Annotated in this window: 20 protein-coding genes; 14 read left to right on the forward strand and 6 right to left on the reverse strand. The window is 44.3% G+C overall.

All coding sequences use genetic code 11. The features are described from left to right. Window positions 1-129: 129 nt before the first annotated feature. Window positions 130-489 carry a CoA-binding protein gene (locus DN53_RS17185; protein WP_129656154.1) on the forward strand — a complete coding sequence of 120 codons (360 nt, stop codon included), beginning with the start codon at window positions 130-132 and terminating at the stop codon, window positions 487-489. Here the strand turns inward: DN53_RS17185 and DN53_RS17190 are convergent. After that, window positions 473-1951, reverse strand: coding sequence for a sodium:solute symporter (locus DN53_RS17190; RefSeq protein ID WP_129656155.1), 1479 nt, complete (start codon window positions 1949-1951; stop codon window positions 473-475). The two genes, DN53_RS17185 and DN53_RS17190, sit on opposite strands and share 17 nt — an antisense overlap. Window positions 1952-2028: 77 nt before the next feature. Between DN53_RS17190 and recR the strand changes: the two genes are divergently transcribed. From recR to DN53_RS17240, 10 genes are all read left to right on the forward strand, one after another. After that, complete coding sequence (gene recR, locus DN53_RS17195; RefSeq protein WP_129656156.1) at window positions 2029-2649, forward strand: recombination mediator RecR; 621 nt, start codon at window positions 2029-2031, stop codon at window positions 2647-2649. Between the two features lie 93 nt (window positions 2650-2742). Beyond that, window positions 2743-4110 (forward strand): dihydrolipoamide acetyltransferase family protein, encoded by a 1368-nt coding sequence (locus tag DN53_RS17200; protein ID WP_129656157.1) that lies wholly within the window; start codon window positions 2743-2745, stop codon window positions 4108-4110. 195 nt (window positions 4111-4305) lie between these two features. After that, the gene (locus DN53_RS17205; RefSeq protein WP_242502230.1) at window positions 4306-4959 is read left to right on the forward strand and encodes a carboxylesterase family protein; all 654 of its coding nucleotides are present in this window, start codon (window positions 4306-4308) and stop codon (window positions 4957-4959) included. 9 nt (window positions 4960-4968) lie between these two features. Next, complete coding sequence (locus tag DN53_RS17210) at window positions 4969-5745, forward strand: 3'-5' exonuclease (RefSeq protein WP_129656159.1); 777 nt, start codon at window positions 4969-4971, stop codon at window positions 5743-5745. 25 nt (window positions 5746-5770) lie between these two features. Then, on the forward strand, window positions 5771-6382 hold the full coding sequence (locus tag DN53_RS17215) for a fumarylacetoacetate hydrolase family protein (RefSeq protein WP_129656160.1): 612 nt from the start codon (window positions 5771-5773) through the stop codon (window positions 6380-6382). Beyond that, window positions 6382-6720 (forward strand): Hpt domain-containing protein, encoded by a 339-nt coding sequence (locus tag DN53_RS17220; RefSeq protein WP_129656161.1) that lies wholly within the window; start codon window positions 6382-6384, stop codon window positions 6718-6720. Before DN53_RS17215 ends, DN53_RS17220 begins: the two co-directional genes overlap by 1 nt. Beyond that, window positions 6721-7968, forward strand: a complete 1248-nt coding sequence (locus DN53_RS17225) for a competence/damage-inducible protein A (protein ID WP_129656162.1) — start codon at window positions 6721-6723, stop codon at window positions 7966-7968. It abuts the gene before it with no gap. Window positions 7969-8042: 74 nt separating this feature from the next. Beyond that, window positions 8043-8270, forward strand: a complete 228-nt coding sequence (gene rpmB / locus DN53_RS17230) for a 50S ribosomal protein L28 (protein ID WP_116219403.1) — start codon at window positions 8043-8045, stop codon at window positions 8268-8270. Window positions 8271-8297: 27 nt separating this feature from the next. After that, window positions 8298-8480 carry a 50S ribosomal protein L33 gene (gene rpmG, locus DN53_RS17235; protein ID WP_031444791.1) on the forward strand — a complete coding sequence of 61 codons (183 nt, stop codon included), beginning with the start codon at window positions 8298-8300 and terminating at the stop codon, window positions 8478-8480. A gap of 36 nt (window positions 8481-8516) precedes the next feature. Continuing rightward, entirely contained in the window at window positions 8517-8669 is a 153-nt protein-coding gene (locus tag DN53_RS17240; RefSeq protein WP_129656163.1) for a DUF4295 domain-containing protein, read from the forward strand. A 102-nt stretch (window positions 8670-8771) separates the two neighbouring features. Here DN53_RS17240 and DN53_RS17245 read toward each other — a convergent pair whose 3' ends face one another. Continuing rightward, window positions 8772-10655: an immunoglobulin domain-containing protein gene (locus DN53_RS17245; protein ID WP_129656164.1), complete on the reverse strand. Its 1884-nt coding sequence runs from the start codon at window positions 10653-10655 to the stop codon at window positions 8772-8774. A gap of 228 nt (window positions 10656-10883) precedes the next feature. On the opposite strand from DN53_RS17245, the gene ftsY reads away from it, so the two are divergent. The 3 genes from ftsY (at window position 10884) to rimO (ending at window position 14919) form a co-directional block, all read left to right on the forward strand. Further along, window positions 10884-11840, forward strand: coding sequence for a signal recognition particle-docking protein FtsY (ftsY, locus tag DN53_RS17250; protein ID WP_129656165.1), 957 nt, complete (start codon window positions 10884-10886; stop codon window positions 11838-11840). A gap of 9 nt (window positions 11841-11849) precedes the next feature. After that, entirely contained in the window at window positions 11850-13508 is a 1659-nt protein-coding gene (locus DN53_RS17255) for an amidase family protein (protein ID WP_129656166.1), read from the forward strand. A gap of 100 nt (window positions 13509-13608) precedes the next feature. Then, window positions 13609-14919 carry a 30S ribosomal protein S12 methylthiotransferase RimO gene (gene rimO, locus DN53_RS17260; protein WP_129656167.1) on the forward strand — a complete coding sequence of 437 codons (1311 nt, stop codon included), beginning with the start codon at window positions 13609-13611 and terminating at the stop codon, window positions 14917-14919. On the opposite strand, the gene DN53_RS17265 is transcribed toward rimO, so the two are convergent. The 4 genes from DN53_RS17265 to DN53_RS17280 are packed head-to-tail and all read right to left on the reverse strand — an operon-like array spanning window position 14920 to window position 17307. Further along, window positions 14920-15429 (reverse strand): SRPBCC family protein, encoded by a 510-nt coding sequence (locus DN53_RS17265; RefSeq protein WP_129656168.1) that lies wholly within the window; start codon window positions 15427-15429, stop codon window positions 14920-14922. It abuts the gene before it with no gap. Further along, entirely contained in the window at window positions 15426-16583 is a 1158-nt protein-coding gene (locus DN53_RS17270) for a serine hydrolase (protein WP_242502232.1), read from the reverse strand. The genes DN53_RS17265 and DN53_RS17270 overlap by 4 nt, the downstream gene beginning before the upstream one ends. An 11-nt stretch (window positions 16584-16594) precedes the next feature. Further along, entirely contained in the window at window positions 16595-16852 is a 258-nt protein-coding gene (locus tag DN53_RS17275; RefSeq protein WP_242502234.1) for a hypothetical protein, read from the reverse strand. A gap of 2 nt (window positions 16853-16854) precedes the next feature. Further along, window positions 16855-17307: an SRPBCC family protein gene (locus DN53_RS17280; protein WP_129656169.1), complete on the reverse strand. Its 453-nt coding sequence runs from the start codon at window positions 17305-17307 to the stop codon at window positions 16855-16857. Window positions 17308-17423 lie beyond the last annotated feature (116 nt).

Consider the following 17423-nt stretch of genomic DNA (forward strand, 5'->3'; position numbering starts at 1 on the left):
CTATACTAAACACTAACCATTAACTATAAAAAATACAGTCTTACCAATGAATGATTTCTTATATACAATAGACGCTATTTTTTATAAAAAGTTGCAATCTTTAACCCAGTTTAACACATAAATTAACAAATGGGCCAAACACTTGTCATTGGGGCTTCAACAAACCCTGGAAGATACAGCAATATAGCAATTCGTAGATTGGTTGAAAACCATGTGGAAACAACCGCATTTGGGATAAGTCGGGGAACTGTATCAGGAATACAAATTACGGACAACTTGGACAATTTTCAAAATATTGATACCGTAACCTTGTATTTAAATCCAAAAAGGCAAAAGGAATACTATCAAAAGATAGTGGATTTAAAACCGCGGAGGGTCATTTTTAACCCTGGTACGGAAAACCCTGAATTCCAAGAAATTCTTTCAAAAGAGGGTATTGAGGTACAGGAAGCCTGTACCTTGGTTCTTCTTGCTACTGGGCAGTACTGACGTTGGCTCCTTTATTCCGAATCAGCCAAAGTCCGAAAAAGGTCAACAATCCATTTAGTGGCAGTAGTTCATATCCTACCGAATACCCACCCAAATATGAGGCTGGAATGCTGGCTACCGATGCTATGATGACCACCGAAAGTATCGCAACAATCCAAACATACTTGTCTTTGATGGTGTGTTTAGTGAAAATGCCAAAGGCAAAAAGTCCCAAAAGTGGTCCATAGGTATATCCGGCCACAGTTAAAAGACTGTCGATCACGTTGCTGCTCAGAATATATTTAAAGGCAATGATGACCACCACCAATATAAAGCTCATGGCGATATGGGTTCGTTTCCGTATTTTCTTTTGTTCGGATTCACTCTTTTTCTCCACATTTAAAAAATCCACACAGAAAGATGTGGTCAATGAGGTAAGGGCACTATCGGCACTACTATAGGCTGCGGCAATAAGGCCCAACATGAAGGTGACCGCAAGGGCAAGCCCCAACCCTCCGTTCAATGCAATTTCAGGGAATAGCAAATCGGTCTTTGGGGTACCATCCATTAGGGGCATAGCAATGGACTCTCTCTTGGCGTAGATAAAAAGTAGGGCTCCAAGTAGTAAGAATAAAATCTTGGCACCAACCAAAACAAATGTGAAGGATACCATATTCTTTTGGGCATCTTTCAAGGATTTACAGGTAAGGTTCTTTTGCATCATGTCTTGATCCAACCCCGTCATACAGATGGTCACGAACATACCGCCCAAAAATGATTTGATGAAATAATTACGGTCCAGAATGTCCGTTTGTAAAATGGAACTGTAGTCCTTAAGCTCATCGGATGCCAAAAATTCACCAAAGCTCCAGCCCAGGGCATCGTTGATGAGTATTATGGAAAGGACAACGGCAGTTAACATGAAAAGTGTCTGTAACGTATCGGTCCACACAATGGTTTTTATACCACCACGGTTGGTATAGAGCCATATCAATAAGATTGAAATGGTAACGGTGAACTCAAACCGAACCCCAAGGTCATCAAAAACAAACTGTTGCAATACTATGGCCACCAAGAACAACCGGAAAGAGGCTCCCAAAACCCTGGAAATAAAAAAGAAAAAAGCCCCGGTTTTATGGCTCACGGTACCAAAGCGTTCCAATAAATACTCGTAAATGGAAGTCAGGTTGAGTTTGTAGTAGAGCGGTAACAAGACAAAAGCCACCACCAAATACCCAAAAATGTATCCGATCACCACCTGAAAATAGTTGAACTGGATATCCGCTACCCATCCCGGAACCGAAATAAACGTTACTCCAGAGAGGGAGGCACCTACCATGCCAAAGGCAACCACGTACCAAGGGGATTGCTTTCCTGCCTTGAAGAAATCTACGTTGGAGTCGTTTTTACCGGTAAAATAAGAAATTAGGATCAGCACCAAGAAATAGGCACCGATGAGTAGGAGAATTTGTGTGGCTGTCATAAATGTATTTTGATTTGCAAAGTACAAAAGTTAATTGGTAACGCTAAAATCGTAATTTTGTTGGAACAATCAAGGCTATGGAATTTTCATCAAAGCTATTGCAGAATGCCGTTCACGAAATGTCCCAGTTGCCAGGAATAGGCAAGCGGACCGCCTTGCGGTTGGTACTGCATCTCTTGAAACAGCCCGAAGAACGCACCGAACATCTGTCCAATGCCCTTGTGAAACTCAAGAGCGAGGTCAATTTTTGTAAAAAGTGCCACAATATCTCGGATACAGAGCTGTGCGAAATTTGCGCCAGTACCAAAAGGGATGGAACCGTGGTCTGTGTGGTAGAGGATATCAGGGATGTAATGGCCATAGAGAACACTTCGCAGTACAATGGTCTGTACCATGTGCTAGGCGGAAAGATATCCCCCATGGAAGGTGTGGGGCCGCAGGACTTGAACATTACCTCTTTGGTGCAAAGGGTAAAGGAAGGAACCATAAAAGAGCTCATTTTTGCATTGAGTTCCACCATGGAGGGAGATACCACCAATTTCTATATCTATCGGCAATTGGAAGGCACGGAAGTGGCCACCTCCACCATTGCCCGGGGAATTTCGGTGGGCGACGAGTTGGAATATGCCGATGAGGTTACTTTGGGAAGAAGCATTTTGAACCGCGTTCCCTTTGAAAGTTCCATTAAGGCCACTTGATTGTCATTAATTTATGCGCATAAATCAATGAAGAGTCAATTTCTTTAGTATTTTTGCAAAAAGTAAGTCAATATCACTTCGATAAATAAGAATATGTCAAAATTTGAATTGAAATTACCGCAGATGGGAGAGAGTGTTGCCGAAGCAACATTGACCACTTGGCTCAAAGAAGTGGGGGACACCATTGAAATGGACGAGGCCGTATTTGAAATCGCCACCGACAAGGTAGATTCCGAAGTGCCCAGCGAGGTAGAGGGTGTGCTGTTGGAAAAACGATTCAATGTGGATGATGTCATTAAAGTAGGCGAAGTGGTTGCCGTGATTCAGATTGAAGGAGCGGTTGATAGTGAAGAATCCAATGTGGATGTATCCGATGTTGCGGAAGAAGTGGTGGTGGAAGAATCTGCCATGGCCTTGGAAAACCAAATGGCCCATGTAAAGGAGTCCGTATCGGCACCTGCTCCCGCTCCTGATTTTTCAGGGACAGAACGATTTTATTCCCCCTTGGTGAAGAACATTGCCAAGGAAGAAGGGGTTTCCATGGAAGAATTGGAATCCATCATAGGCACCGGAAAAGAAGGAAGAGTCACCAAGAATGATATCAAGGCCTTTTTGGAAAATCGCTCCACCAATGGGAGTCATAAACCGGCGGATACACCCGTTAGTGCACCAATAAAAACCGTTGAGGCAGCTCCACAAGAGCAAAAGGAAACGGTCGAGAAACCAAAACCGGCCCCCGTTCAAGTAGGGGCAGGGGACGAGATCATACCGTTGACCCGAATGGGCAAGCTCATTGCCCAACATATGGTGGATAGTCTGGCCACATCGGCCCATGTCCAGAGTTTTGTGGAGGTGGATGTTACCAACGTGGTCAATTGGAGGAACAAGGTAAAGAAGAGCTTTGAGGAGCGTGAAGGTGAAAGGCTCACCTTTACCCCGATTTTTATGGAAGCTGTGGCCGTAGCCTTGAAAAAATACCCGCTGATGAACATTTCGTTGGATGGGGACAAGGTCATCAAAAAGAAAAACATCAACCTTGGGATGGCCGCTGCGCTTCCCGATGGAAACCTTATCGTGCCCGTTATCAAGAATGCGGACCAACTCAATTTGGTGGGTATGGCAAAAACCGTGAACGATTTGGCCAATAGGTCACGTACCAATCAACTGAAACCGGACGAGATCAAAGACGGTACCTATACCGTTACCAATGTGGGTTCTTTTGGCAGTGTCTTTGGAACTCCCATTATCAACCAGCCGCAAGTTGGTATTTTGGCCTTGGGGGCCATTCGTAAGATTCCATCCGTCATTGAAACCGACCAAGGGGAATATATTGGTATCCGAAGTAAAATGTTCCTGTCCCACAGTTACGATCACCGGGTGGTGAACGGGGCGTTGGGAGGAATGTTTGTCAAGACTGTAGCCGATTATCTCGAAGCTTGGGACATGAATAGGGAAATCTAATCCTAAAAAGTAAGGTTTTCTATCAACTATTAGTATTTTAGGGATTCTAATCATTTTACCTACATGAGAATTAAAATCCTACTAACCTGTGCTCTGGCGATTTATTTATGCAGTAATTTTTCATTTGCGCAAAATAATGACGCATATAAAAAAGAATACTTCGTAAAGAAAGGAGATACTCTTCCATACAGGATATTGTTACCCAAAAATTTCGACCCTACAAAGAAGTATCCGTTACTGTTGTTTCTGCATGGTTCCGGGGAACGTGGCAATGACAATACCTCGCAATTGATGCATGGGGCAAGTCTTTTTGCACAGGATGAAAACAGAAATGCACATCCGGCCATAGTGGTGTTTCCCCAATGTAGGGCCAATAGCTCATGGGCAAGGATAGGTGTTGAAGGGGGAGGGGCCGATCGGGAGTTCGTATTCTACGAAAAATCCAAACCTACCCAAGACATGCTCTTACTCGAAGGACTTTTAAAATACCTGAAAAGGAATTATAAATTGGAGCGGGATCAACTATATGTTGGAGGGCTTTCCATGGGCGGTATGGGCACCTTTGAACTGGTGCGCCGCAACCCACGGATGTTTGCCGCCGCTTTTCCCATCTGTGGCGGGGCAAATCCAAAAATTGGAAAACGACTTAGGAAGTCCAGCTGGTGGGTCTTTCATGGGACAGACGACAAGAGTGTGCCCGAAAAATATTCGGCCCAAATGGTGGAAGCCATGGAAAAAGAGGGCATCAATATAAAATATTCCGTTTATCCAGGTGTGGGGCACAACAGCTGGGACAATGCCTTTGCAGAACCCGAGTTGTTGACATGGATATTTTCTAAATCAAGATAAAAAAGTTACATGCAGTTACAATTGACCAAGCCCATTTGTTTTTTTGATCTCGAGACTACGGGAACCAATGTGGCCAAAGACCGAATCGTGGAAATTTCCATCCTTAAAATTTTTCCCAATGGAAATAAGGAAAGTAAGACCTGGTTGGTGAACCCGGAAATGCCCATTCCTCCAGAATCAACGGAAATTCACGGTATATCCGATGAAAAGGTGGCCAACGAGCCCACCTTTAAACAGCTTTCCAAGGAAATTTACAAAATGATCAAGGACAGTGATCTGGGCGGTTTCAATTCCGATCGTTTTGATATTCCCCTGTTGGCCGAGGAAATGTTGCGTTCCGATGTGGACTTTGATATGAAGAGCACGGTTTCGGTGGATGTGCAGACCATTTTCCATAAAATGGAAAAGCGTACTCTGGAAGCGGCCTATAAATTCTATTGTGATAAAAATTTGGACGATGCCCACAGTGCCGAGGCTGATACCATGGCTACCTACGAAGTGTTGTTGGCCCAATTGGAACGCTATCCGGATTTGGAGAACAACATTAAAAAACTATCGGAATTCACAACCCGAAAGCAATCCATGGATTTTGCCGGATTTATAGGCATCAATGAAGAGGATCAACCTATTTTTGCCTTTGGAAAACACAAAGGAAAAACGGTCCATGAAATCATGGAATCGGAACCCGGATACTTTGGATGGATTCTGAATGCCGACTTTCCGTTGTATACCAAAAAAGTGCTTACTCAGATCAAGTTGAGCAAACTCAACAACAAACTCTCCTAAGAGTCAACCTTAAAAAGAACACGCTATGAAATTGATATGTATAGGTAGAAACTATGCTGCGCATATTGATGAACTCAAGAACGAACGCCCAGATGAACCCGTGGTTTTCATTAAACCGGATTCTGCCATTCTGCCCAAGGAGCAGGATTTTTATATTCCTGAATTTTCCGATGATGTGCACCATGAGGTGGAGGTCTTGGTGAAAATCAAAAAGGTGGGAAAACATATTGATCCAAAGTTTGCCGGCAATTACTATGATGAGGTAGGTTTGGGAATCGACTTTACCGCGAGAGACCTCCAGGCGAAATTGAAGGCAAAGGGGCTGCCATGGGAAAAGGCCAAGGGGTTTGATGGCGCGGCAGTGATTGGAAAATGGTTGCCCAAATCCCAATTCAAGAATGTGGACGATTTAAACTTTTCTTTAAGCAAGAACGGTGAAAAAGTGCAAGAAGGAAACACTTCCTTGATGTTGTGGAAGATAGATGAGCTCATTGCCCATGTATCCACATATTTTATGCTCAAAAAGGGAGATATTTTGTTTACGGGTACTCCGGCGGGTGTTGGTAAAGTAAGTCCAAATGACTACCTTTCAGGGATGCTTGAAGGAGAGCAACTATTTGAAATTAACGTAAGATAATGATTTACAGCCTCGATAAGATTAATGAAATGGCCGAAGGAGACCAAGATTTCATCAACTCCGTTATTGCCGTTTTTTTGGAAGAAGTCCCGGAAGATTTGGAAGGCTTGGAAAAAGCCATCAGTCAAAAGGACTACGAAAATGTATATAAGTTGGCACATAAGATAAAGCCCAACGTGGATATTTTGGGGATGGAGCAGACCAGGGATAGAGCATTGGAAATTGAAACCTTGGGAAAGAACACCGGTAATTTTGACGAGATTGAGCAAAAATTCCCTCTTTTGAAGAAGGATGTTCTCCAAGTGGTATCCGAACTCAAGAACGATTTTAATCTATAGATGCAAGCAGAGATCATCACCATTGGGGATGAAATCCTTATTGGGCAGATTATTGATTCCAATTCCACTTTTATTGCCAAGGAACTGAATAAAATAGGCGTTTCCGTCTATCAGATTACCTCTATTCAGGATGATAAAGAGCATATCCTGAATGCTATGGAGGAAGCGGGCAATAGATCTTCGGTGGTCATCATAACAGGAGGTTTGGGCCCTACCAAGGATGATGTTACCAAACATACCCTTTGTGATTATTTTGGGGATGAACTCATTATGGACCAGAACGTGCTGGCACACATTGAGGTGTTGTTCAAAAAGTACATCTCCACACCCATTTCAGAATTGAACCGGAAGCAGGCCTTGGTCCCTTCAAGGGCCACGGTGTTGCACAATGCTTATGGTACCGCACCCGGGCTATGGATGGAAAAAGGCCAGACAGTTTATGTGTCACTTCCTGGCGTTCCCATGGAAATGAAAAATCTGATGAGCGCTTCCGTTTTGCCCATGATCATGGAAAAATTTGATCGCCCCTTCATTTTACATCGAACCATATTGACCTATGGTTTGGGGGAAAGTGCACTTGCCGAGAAGATAGAGGACTGGGAAGATAACCTTCCTTCGTTCGTTAAGTTGGCGTATCTGCCCAATTTGGGCAAGGTACGACTCCGACTTTCCGCTAGGGGGCTGGATAAGGAGGAGGTTGTTTCTGCCGTGAATGAGGAGGTGGGGAAATTATATGCCCTTATTGGTGATATTATCTATGGTGAAGAGGAAGAGGCGTCCGTGGAAGCCCAGATAGCCACTTTGCTTACCGAAAAACATTTGACTTTGGCCACCGCCGAAAGTTTTACGGGAGGAAGGATTGCGGAAGAGATTACCTCCATACCCGGGGCCTCCCAATATTTTAAAGGCAGCGTGGTGAGCTATGCCACCGAGACCAAGATAAAGTTGTTGGAGATTCCCGAAGCGTTGATCCAGGAACATTCCGTGGTAAGCGCGGAAGTGGCCATGGCCATGGCCAAAAATGTCAGGAATATTCTGGATACGGACTTTGCCATAGCCACTACGGGCAATGCAGGCCCCACCAAAGGAGATTCCGATGCTGATGTAGGAACGGTTTATATTGCCATTAGTACGCCCAAACGTACTTTTGCGGAGAAATTCAATATGGGAAACCATCGGGAACGTGTTGTAGAGAAGTCTGTGAACAAGGCTTTTGAGCTCCTTTTAAAAGAAATTTTAAATTTCTGAAAAAGAATTTTGTACGTCCCATTAAAATGGTATAAATTTGCAGCCTCAATAAAATCACTCAAATAGTTAGGGAGATGTCTAAAGTTTGTGAAGTTACAGGAAAGAAAGTGATGTTCGGGAACAACGTTTCTTTCTCTATCAATAAAACGAAGAGAAGATTCGATGTAAATATTTCCAAGAAGAAATTTTACATTCCGGAAGAAGACCGCTGGGTAACCTTGAACGTGTCGTCCAGAGGGTTGAAGATCATCAACAAAAGAGGAATCTCTGCTGTGTTGAAGGAAATCAATTCCAAAAAGTAAGTAGTCTAAGATCTTAAGTACGATACAATGGCAAAGAAAGGAAATAGGATTCAGGTAATTTTGGAATGTACAGAGCATAAAGAGTCTGGCATGCCAGGTACTTCTAGGTACATTACCACCAAGAACAAGAAGAATACGCCAGACAGGATGGAAATCAAAAAATTCAATCCTATCCTTAAGCGTATGACCGTTCACAAAGAAATTAAATAATAGGTTTTTCCATAGTAGACCTAAAAAATATAAGCCATGGCAAAGAAAACAGTAGCAACCCTTCAGTCATCATCCAAAAGATTGACCAAGGCCATTAAAATGGTAAAATCACCTAAATCAGGAGCATACACATTTGTAGAATCTGTTATGGCCCCTGAAATGGTCAACGATTGGTTGAACAAGAATTAAGGAGTATCCTTTTATTTTCTTGATCATACAAAATAGTGAAACCGCCTTTTAGGCGGTTTTTTTATGCTTTAGGGTCACGTTTATTTAAAAAACACTCCCGTCTTAGTTTTTATTTACCCGATAGGTGATTCTACGGTTGGTGACCACGGTATTCACTTGAAGTGTCAATGTAGCTGTATTGGATGAGGTATTCCCGCAGATATAGCCATCATTGGTCACGATTACCCGGTATTGGTTATTGTGCTCCGAGGGTGTTGGATTGGTGATGGATAGCGTACTGGTGGTGGTTCCGGAATAAATCCCCGTATCTGTGAGATTGCTCCATGATCCGCCGCTGAACACCTGCCATTGAAATTGGTCTGCTGTCGATGATACGGATATGGTGGTGGAACAACCTGGACATGTGGTTACATTGGCAGGTTGTGAGGAGATGCTGGGTACTGTTCCAGCTTCCCTATAATCATATGTGGTGTTGGAATCATTGTCAGCTGGTGTTGTATAGCCGTCCGAACCACTGGTGACCACACCGTTCACATCTACGGTTATGGGCAATGGCCCCAAATACCCATCATCATTGTTATCGGTAAAACCAGATTCCACTACATCATTGCAGCTATCCCCATCCGCATCGGTGCTGTAGGGGTCGTAGGTGCCATCGGCATCAGAATCCAATACGGAGTAGGTTGGGATGGCATAAACGGTATCATTGTCTTCAATGCCATTATATAGTCCATTGTTCCCGGAACCGGATGTTGCCCCGTCAATGACCCCGTCATTATTGCTGTCGGAAACCCCTCCCAAGTTCAATACTCCAGACTCGACAATATCGAATATTCCATCATTGTCGGAATCCAAATCCAATTCGTTGCTGATACCATCCCCGTCGGTATCGCAAATGGCACTGGCAAATAGGTCGCCTGTAAACCCTTCTGGACCGGGTCCGGCCTGATTGGTCACGGTAAAGGTGTTATTGTTGCCCGGCACCCATGTTATGGTGTTGAATGGTGTGCCTCCTTGGGCCTGCATCAATTCCAATGAAGTGGAGGAAGTGGTCTTGGTGCCATACAAGTTGGCTTGACCAAACTCGTCTATAATCAATCGTAGTCTGGGTAAACCGTTGGAGTTTGCGGTCCATGGAGAGCTGATAAAGCTACCATCTGATTGAAATACAAAGTATTCTTCACCACCGCCAAGGGCACCATTTTCAAATTCTAAAATAGAGGGGTGCACGGTGGTTCCGTTGATATCCAATTGAAAGGAGTTGTCCATGGACGAAAAATCGAGTCGTAAGTATCCCGTGTCGGTATGATTGATGACCACTGATCGTTCACCAACATCGGCCGACGTTAAAAATGAAGCGCTGATCGAGGTACAATATTCCTCCTCATCCGTGATACCATCATTGTCATCGTCCAGGTCTACGGCATCACTGATACCGTCATTGTCCGTATCTATGACCGGAATGGAGGTGGCCGAGATTTCAACATTGTCAATATAAGCACGGTCGTTGCTTTGGCTCCAGTCCGCACCTCCTTTCATAAATCGTATGGTGGTATTGCTAGAGATATAACTGGTTATATCTTGGCTAAAAGAACCGCTGGTTGAGCCGGCAAATGTATCTAAAGTGGTATAGGAAGACCCGTCACTGGAAATTTGAATCGCCAAGGTCTCCCCGGATTCAAGACTGGAGGTCTGCCAATCAAAAGTAAGAGTGGCGGCAGTATATCCGCTCAAGTCAGCTCTCCTTCTAATATTTTCGGTCCACAGATAACTAAATCGTAATTCGTTTCCGGTTATCCGTATATAGCCACTGGAAGCCGAGCTGTCGTCACCGGATTCTATCCAATTCGTTGCCCAATTTTGGGAGCCATTGTTATTGGAGTAGGATACTGAACTAAAGGTATCAGAAAAGGTGTCTTGTGCGGAAACTGTTATGGAAAACAGGATCGCAGCTATTAAATATAGTTTGTTGTGAGGTTTTTTCATGGTATAGGTTGAGAAACTAAACCAATATAAAAGTAAGCGGGTTGCCAAAAGTGTTATAATATTTGTTGTGTAGCCGTGCATTTCATCGGTAAAACCTTGGGTATATGAGGTTTGTAGGCGTGTGTGGTAGGCTGCTTTGGAAGATGTGGGAATGCGGTAAAAGCCATTTTGTTTTAACAAAACTGCCCGTACTTTCCTATCTTTGAGGCTTGGAATGATGTATATCTGATGAGTTTATTCAAAAAAATTTTTTCGAAAGAAAAGAAGGAAACCCTGGATAAGGGTCTTGAAAAGTCCAAAACCAGTTTCTTTGGTAAGTTGGGCAAGGCAGTGGCCGGAAAATCCAAGGTGGATGATGAGGTATTGGACAGTCTGGAGGAAATCTTGGTCACCTCGGACGTTGGGGTGAACACCACTTTAAAGATTATAGACCGTATTGAAGAGCGGGTGTCCAAAGATAAATATATGGGGACCGATGAGCTCAATACCATCCTCAGGGAAGAAATAGCAGGGCTTTTGTCTGAAACCCATGTGGGTGAGGAAACCGAATTTTCCGTTCCCACGGATAAAAAACCCCATGTGATCATGGTGGTGGGCGTCAATGGGGTGGGTAAGACCACTACCATTGGTAAACTGGCCCATCAGTTTAAAAACCAAGGTCTGAAAGTTGTTTTGGGTGCGGCGGATACCTTTAGGGCTGCTGCCATTGATCAATTGGAAGTATGGGCCAAACGCGTGGACGTCCCCATCGTTAAGCAAAAGATGGGCAGTGATCCCGCCTCCGTGGCATTTGACACCTTGAATTCAGCCGTGGCAGAGAATGCCGATGTGGTTCTGGTAGACACTGCGGGCCGACTTCATAACAAGGTCAACCTCATGAACGAACTTTCCAAGGTAAAGCGGGTCATGCAAAAGGTGGTACCCGATGCACCGCACGAAGTTCTTTTGGTGTTGGATGGTTCCACAGGCCAAAATGCCTTTGAGCAAGCCAAACAATTTACCAAGGCCACCGAAGTGACCAGTTTGGCGGTGACCAAGTTGGACGGTACGGCAAAAGGAGGGGTGGTCATCGGCATTTCGGACCAGTTCCAGATTCCCGTAAAATATATTGGAGTAGGTGAAGGTATTGACGATCTTCAAGTATTCAATAAATTCGAATTTGTGGATTCCTTTTTTAAGATGTAGAAAACAGCTATGGGCAAATACGCGGTATATTGTTTTTTGATTCTCGGATTTTTTTCCTGTAAACTGGAAAAGGCAGAATCTTCCAAAGACAAGGTGCTGTGGGTCCCTTACAATGATTCTACGGAAGTGGCCGCCAACGCGGAGCACGAAAACACGAGGATGCGCTACAAGTTCATCCAAAGCAAGGTGTTGGATAAGAATGAGGTGTTTTCGACCCTCTACCAAGAGGTTTCCCAATTTGCGGAGGAACGCTATGAAGTGATGAAACCTTTGGTTTTGGAGCAAGATATTCCCACCATTCAAAACCATATCGACCAAGGAAAATTCACCTATGAGGATTTGGTGTTGTTTTATCTCCACAGGATCTACAAGTACGAACTGCCCAACCATACGACTTTAAATACCATCATTGCCTTAAATCCAAATGTATTGGAAGAGGCACGTGGATTGGATGAAAATCTTGAGATCCATCACCCCATTTATGGAATGCCCATCCTACTGAAGGACAACATTGGGACTTTGGGAATGAAGACCACAGCTGGGGCCGTGGCCCTCAAGGAGAACCAGACCAATGATGCCTTCATTGTGGAACGCCTCAAGGCCAATGGAGCTTTGATATTGGGCAAGGTGAACCTCAGTGAATGGGCCAATTATATATGCGAAGGCTGCCCTAATGGCCAAAGTGCGGTGGGAGGGCAGACCCTTAATCCCTACGGAAGAAGGATTTTTGATACCGGAGGGTCCAGTGCCGGTAGTGGAACATCCACGGCGGCCAATTATGCGGTGGGTGCCGTGGGTACCGAAACTTCGGGATCTATTCTTTCTCCGTCTACCAATAATTCCGTGGTGGGCCTTAAGCCTACCATTGGCTTGTTGAGTAGAACAGGCATTGTACCCATATCCAGTACCTTGGATACGCCGGGTCCCATGACGAAAAATGTTGCGGATAATGCCATTTTATTGGATGCCATGTTGGGAAAGGATGAAAAGGATTCCAAATCGGTGGTTCCCGAACCTGGAATTTTATCCGCTTGGTTAAACCCGGAATCCCTCCAGAATGTTCGCTTAGGGGTGATGAAGGATTTGCTGGAGCAGGATTCTCTTTATGCCGTTTCGGTAAACCGTTTGAAGGAAGCGGGTGCGCAGATAGTGGAATATGAGTCCAATGATGTAGCTTTGGATGGTTTTTTGTCCTTGTTGAACATTGATATGCGGAACGATTTAGTGGCTTATTTGGACAGTCAGGTCAAGGATAGTCTGGTGAAGGTGAAATCGGTTCAAGATATTGTGAACTTCAATAAAAAGGATTCCTTGGTCAGGATTCCCTACGGTCAGGGTCGTTTTGATGGGATACTTCAAGATTCCATATCAGAAGAGGACTTTCAGGTCTTGAAGGAAACTTTAAAGACATCAGGAAAAGAATATTTCAGCATTATGGACAGGGAAAATCTGGATGCTGTGCTTAGTGTGGGAAGTAGTCATTCCAGCTTGGCGGCAGTGGCGGAATATCCAGCATTGACCATCCCCATGGGCTATGGCCCGGAAGGCAGACCAACCAACCTGACCTTTATTGGAAAACCTTGGACGGAGGCCCATTTGCTGAGAATTGGCAAAGCTTTTGAGGATTTGACCAAATCAAGAAAAATTCCTGAGGCCTACCGAGATTGATTCTTAGAAGTGATACTGGTTCTTCCCGTACCAAAAATCTCCTTATAAATAGATGTAATGCCTTGTGTTGTTGTATTTTTGCACTCCATTTATAGCAACTATGCGCACAAAATCGCTTAAAAAGAACAAAATCAATGTAGTGACACTGGGATGTAGCAAAAATGTCTACGACTCCGAAGTGTTGATGGGTCAATTAAGGGCCAACAACAAAGAAGTGGTTCATGAAGAGGAAGGCAATGTGGTGGTGATCAATACCTGCGGATTTATTGCCAATGCCAAGGAAGAGAGCGTGAACACTATTTTGGAATATGTGCAAAAGAAGGAGGCCGGAGCTGTGGATAAGGTTTTTGTTACAGGCTGCCTAAGTGAGCGCTATAAACCCGATTTGGAAAAGGAAATCCCCAATGTGGACGAATATTTCGGGACCAGCGACCTGCCCAATTTGCTAAAGGCTTTGGGTGCGGATTACAAGCATGAGTTGTTGGGGGAACGTTTGACTACCACGCCCAAGAACTACGCCTATCTAAAAATTGCCGAAGGTTGCGATCGTCCCTGTTCCTTTTGTGCCATTCCCTTGATGCGGGGCAAACATAAAAGTACACCCATTGAAGCCTTGGTGACCGAAGCCGAGAAACTGGCGGCCAAAGGGGTCAAGGAACTTATCCTGATAGCCCAGGACCTTACCTATTACGGGTTGGATCTATACAAAAAACGGAATTTGGCAGAGCTGTTACAGGCACTGGTACAGGTGGAAGGTATTGAGTGGATACGTTTGCACTATGCATTTCCCACAGGGTTTCCCATGGATGTATTGGAAGTAATGCGCAATGAACCCAAAGTCTGTAACTATATAGATATTCCACTTCAACATATATCCGATGCCATTCTAAAAAGCATGCGAAGGGGGACCACCCAAGCCAAGACCACCAAATTGTTGCAGGATTTTAGGGAGGCCGTACCTGGAATGACCATTAGGACCACACTGATTGTAGGCTATCCCGGAGAGACCGAGGCAGATTTTGAAATCTTGAAAAACTGGGTCAAGGAAATGCGATTTGAACGTTTGGGATGTTTTACCTACAGTCATGAGGAGAACACCCATGCCTATACTTTGGAGGATGATGTTCCTGAAGAAACCAAACAACAACGGGCCAACGAGATCATGGAAATCCAATCCCAGATTTCTTGGGAACTCAATCAAGGGAAGATTGGGAAAACCTTCCGTTGTATTATTGATCGAAAGGAAGGCAATTATTTCGTGGGGCGTACAGAGCACGATTCCCCGGATGTGGACAATGAAGTTTTGATTGATGCGGCCCAGCATTATGTGAAAGTTGGGGAGTTTGTGGATATTGAAATTACAGACGCCTCCGATTTTGATCTATACGGGGTTCCCACAACCTCCAAATAGTTACATATTCACAAATTCGAAACCTGACAGAGGAATATCCCTTAGGTCAAACTCGGTTTCATTGAGGAGGATTCCGTGTTCCAAATAGGCCTTTAGGTTGGCCAGCCAGAAGGTCCAGCCATTGCTGCAACCGTGGTGTATGTTGAGTTTGTTTTCCTCATCGGTGGGGATTTCAAACTGCCGTAAAGTTAAAAGAACCGCTTTGCCATGGTCTTCCAAGTTTATGGAAACCTTGCAGCCGGTAAAGGTGAACTCCAAAAAATCCCTTCCATTCGCCTGCAATACTTTTCCGGTTTCCTGTCCGTCCCAATTGTGCCATTTCCAGACATAATCATCTCCAGGTTGAATAAAATCTTCTGGTAAGCGTTGTTTCCCATCAGAAGTGTAGATGGCTTCCCTCAAAAACCAAGAAGTGATTCCTTCGGAAGTCCCCCAACACCAATACAACTTTTCCAAGGAAGCCTTGATGAAGATTTTTTTGTTGAAACAGTCAAAAGTAAGCTTGTTCATCGCTTTCGATTTAGTTCATATTGGTAGAGTTCCCTGCCCAACTGGGCCAAAAATGGAATACCCACTTCGTCATATTCGTAGGCATTGTCATTAAAAATACCATCACTATTCACCAAAATGGTGGCCGTGATCATAAAGTCGATGTTGTTTTCTGTATCCTGAATATACGCGCAGTCTGTTAACGTGCCATAGGCATAGCCCACCTTATTGTAGATTTTGATGTGGTCCGGTATGGGGTCCAACTCGTCCCCGAACATAAAGAACTTTACATAGCTGTCGTAATATTGTTCCGGGTCATACCCTAGTTTGGCCGGCAGGGTATGCATGGCTTCCAAAAGAAATGTACGTTGGTCTTCACTTAGGTTGAACTGCTGGTCTTTGGAAAAGGCTTCCGGAAAGATGACCCGTTTCAGCAAAGCATGCTGCGCTTGGATGGGATAGTAGTTTTTCAAGGAAAAGTCAAAAGCATCCAATTGCAGGGAATCATCCGCATAAAATCCTCTTCCTTTTTTTGTCCGGTTCAATTGTAAGGGTTGAATGGCGGTGTTGATGATGGGTTGGCTCACTGCGGTTGTGGAGTCGTTCAAGTAAATGATCAAGGGTTTGGTGGTCACGTCATCTGCATTGCTGGTGGACAGTCTATGGGCAATACGAATGGGAGCTACACCGCGGTTCCACATTCGGTTGTTAACACCATCCTGTCCCAAAAACTCAATCAATCGGTTGTTGGCGGCATTGTCAGAAACCGCAAAAATTTCTGAAATGGCCTTGGCGAAGGTAGTTTCAATGGAATCCCCCTCAATATAGAATCGGGTGTCCCGGGAAAGGGAGTCCACTTCATTGAGCTTTTCAAGAGTGGCCACTGCGGCAGGAAACTTGACCGTACTGGCCGGATAAAAGTAGTTGTTCGTATCCACCTGAAAATCATGATCGGTAAAAAGAATGCTATCGTTACGACGGTCTATCTGGGTATACCGTATTTGGATTTCATGGGCATCCAATTGTTCCATGACCCTTTTGATAAGGGGATTTTCGGATGCTAGGGCGGCTTTGAGGGGATCGGTGACATTTTTAGTGGTACAACCCATAAAAATCAGCAGCAACAGGAGGGTTCCCATGCACTTTTTGGGTAAGGCAAAAAATGTGCTTTTCATCTCATACGCTTTTACGGGTTCTCCGTGTAGATCTCGCCGCGATTGGGTCTTAGAAGACTTCGAACCTTTTTTACGTTGGGTTCGGTTATGACCATGTACACAATACTGTGCGATGGGCTGTACTGTTCCACACCAATTTGCTCAAAGGGAACCTTTTCCACCTCGGCGAATTCTTTTAAATGTATTTGGTAATGTTCGGCGGTATGTGCAGCACTGGGACCTCTAAAATCCCAAATGGCCTTAATTTTTCTGTCCAATGTTTTTTCCATGGTTATGTGTCAAGAACGGATATTCCTTTTTCGGCAAAGGCCTTAAAATCCTGCATATAGGTCAAGGATTGTTTTTTAAAAGCTCCGGGCATTAAAAACCCCATGACTTTCATGCCCAATCCAGAGAATTGAAATTCGCACTCGGAAACCCACTTGGTTTGTCCATCCACTTCGTGAAAATAGTTTTTTTGGATATTGTGCACGCCTTTCGCGTCGTAAATGGTATGGAGTTCTTCCGGTAAATTGCGCTTTATGATGGTTTCCACCATTTGAAGGTCACGTTTTCCCATTTTATAGGTGAGGCTCATTTGAGCGCCTTCCAATCCTGGTTTTACAGAGAGTTGTTCGTAACCTACAAGGCCTTTTTGCCAATGCTTCATGTTCTCGGGGTCATCCAATTTTTTAATGAATTCATCACGCGGTAGGTCCACGGTAACTTCTGTGGTGTACTTCATTCCATCTGGTTTGTGCCAAGATACTAAATTATCCTTGTCTTTGCCCGCATACTAAAAATCTGTTAATGAGAAAGGAACCTACTTGTGCGGGATGTTGTATTTGTTATTTTTGCGCA

Origin of the sequence: Flagellimonas olearia (genome assembly GCF_004150225.1) — a bacterium.
GTDB classification, from domain to species: Bacteria; Bacteroidota; Bacteroidia; order Flavobacteriales; family Flavobacteriaceae; genus Flagellimonas; species Flagellimonas olearia.

Coding starts and splice junctions, on each gene's coding strand:
- DN53_RS17220 (WP_129656161.1), top strand. CDS start 6,382: ATGATTTACAGCCTCGATAAGATTAATGAAATGGCCGAAGGAGACCAA.
- rimO (WP_129656167.1), top strand. CDS start 13,609: ATGCGCACAAAATCGCTTAAAAAGAACAAAATCAATGTAGTGACACTG.
- rpmG (WP_031444791.1), top strand. CDS start 8,298: ATGGCAAAGAAAGGAAATAGGATTCAGGTAATTTTGGAATGTACAGAG.
- DN53_RS17280 (WP_129656169.1), bottom strand. CDS start 17,307: ATGAAGTACACCACAGAAGTTACCGTGGACCTACCGCGTGATGAATTC.
- DN53_RS17255 (WP_129656166.1), top strand. CDS start 11,850: ATGGGCAAATACGCGGTATATTGTTTTTTGATTCTCGGATTTTTTTCC.
- recR (WP_129656156.1), top strand. CDS start 2,029: ATGGAATTTTCATCAAAGCTATTGCAGAATGCCGTTCACGAAATGTCC.
- DN53_RS17190 (WP_129656155.1), bottom strand. CDS start 1,951: ATGACAGCCACACAAATTCTCCTACTCATCGGTGCCTATTTCTTGGTG.
- DN53_RS17225 (WP_129656162.1), top strand. CDS start 6,721: ATGCAAGCAGAGATCATCACCATTGGGGATGAAATCCTTATTGGGCAG.
- DN53_RS17200 (WP_129656157.1), top strand. CDS start 2,743: ATGTCAAAATTTGAATTGAAATTACCGCAGATGGGAGAGAGTGTTGCC.
- DN53_RS17265 (WP_129656168.1), bottom strand. CDS start 15,429: ATGAACAAGCTTACTTTTGACTGTTTCAACAAAAAAATCTTCATCAAG.
- DN53_RS17270 (WP_242502232.1), bottom strand. CDS start 16,583: ATGAAAAGCACATTTTTTGCCTTACCCAAAAAGTGCATGGGAACCCTC.
- ftsY (WP_129656165.1), top strand. CDS start 10,884: ATGAGTTTATTCAAAAAAATTTTTTCGAAAGAAAAGAAGGAAACCCTG.
- DN53_RS17275 (WP_242502234.1), bottom strand. CDS start 16,852: ATGGAAAAAACATTGGACAGAAAAATTAAGGCCATTTGGGATTTTAGA.
- DN53_RS17245 (WP_129656164.1), bottom strand. CDS start 10,655: ATGAAAAAACCTCACAACAAACTATATTTAATAGCTGCGATCCTGTTT.
- DN53_RS17210 (WP_129656159.1), top strand. CDS start 4,969: ATGCAGTTACAATTGACCAAGCCCATTTGTTTTTTTGATCTCGAGACT.
- DN53_RS17240 (WP_129656163.1), top strand. CDS start 8,517: ATGGCAAAGAAAACAGTAGCAACCCTTCAGTCATCATCCAAAAGATTG.
- DN53_RS17215 (WP_129656160.1), top strand. CDS start 5,771: ATGAAATTGATATGTATAGGTAGAAACTATGCTGCGCATATTGATGAA.
- rpmB (WP_116219403.1), top strand. CDS start 8,043: ATGTCTAAAGTTTGTGAAGTTACAGGAAAGAAAGTGATGTTCGGGAAC.
- DN53_RS17185 (WP_129656154.1), top strand. CDS start 130: ATGGGCCAAACACTTGTCATTGGGGCTTCAACAAACCCTGGAAGATAC.